At 47.7% G+C, this 723-nt stretch carries 1 protein-coding gene; it reads left to right on the forward strand.

Annotated features, from left to right (window positions below; all coding sequences use genetic code 11):
* Positions 1 to 722, forward strand: a 722-nt coding sequence (locus ACI1P2_RS31395) for an IS3 family transposase (protein WP_355327727.1), incomplete at its 5' end; no start/stop codon positions are given.
* Position 723 lies beyond the last annotated feature (1 nt).

Here is a 723-nt window from a genome sequence, read left to right on the forward strand (position 1 = left end):
AACTTACCCAGGCTATGCTCCAGTTATACGATAAGGTGGAACGAACTTTCGGGTACCGCCAATTAACCTTACATTTGCGCAGCCAGATGGACAGACCTCTGAATGCGAAACGAGTGTACCGACTTATGAAGCTCCAAGGCATCCAGTCCGTCATCCGCAGAAAGAAGAAGAAGAAGTACGTGGGCTCCACGCCTCAGCAGGTCGCAGAGAACGTGCTGAACCGTGAATTCCATGCCGAAGCGCCCAACCAAAAATGGGTTACGGATGTCACGGAATTCAAGTACGGGAACGGAAAGAAGGCGTATTTGAGCGCTATATTAGACCTGTACGACAAGTCCATTGTTTCTTATGTACTGGGGCATTCCAATAATAACGCACTGGTCTTTGAGACGTTTGAGCTCGCCGTACAAGCTGCACCTCAAAGCCATCCGCTACTCCACAGCGACCGTGGGTTTCAGTACACTTCCTTGAAGTTCAAAGAGATGGTAGACGAAGCAAAAATGAAGCAAAGCATGTCCCGGGTGGGCTGCTGTATCGATAATGGACCGATGGAATCTTTCTGGGGGACATTAAAATGCGAGAAATACTACCTGCATACCTACCGGACCTTTGAAGAACTTCAAAAGGATGTTGAGGATTACATTCACTTTTACAATAATGAACGGTTGCAGGCAAAACTAAACGGCCTCAGTCCCATTGAATTCAGAACCAAGGCCGCTTAGT

Source organism: Paenibacillus jiangxiensis, assembly GCF_046098255.1.
Classification (GTDB): Bacteria; Bacillota; Bacilli; order Paenibacillales; family Paenibacillaceae; genus Paenibacillus; species Paenibacillus jiagnxiensis.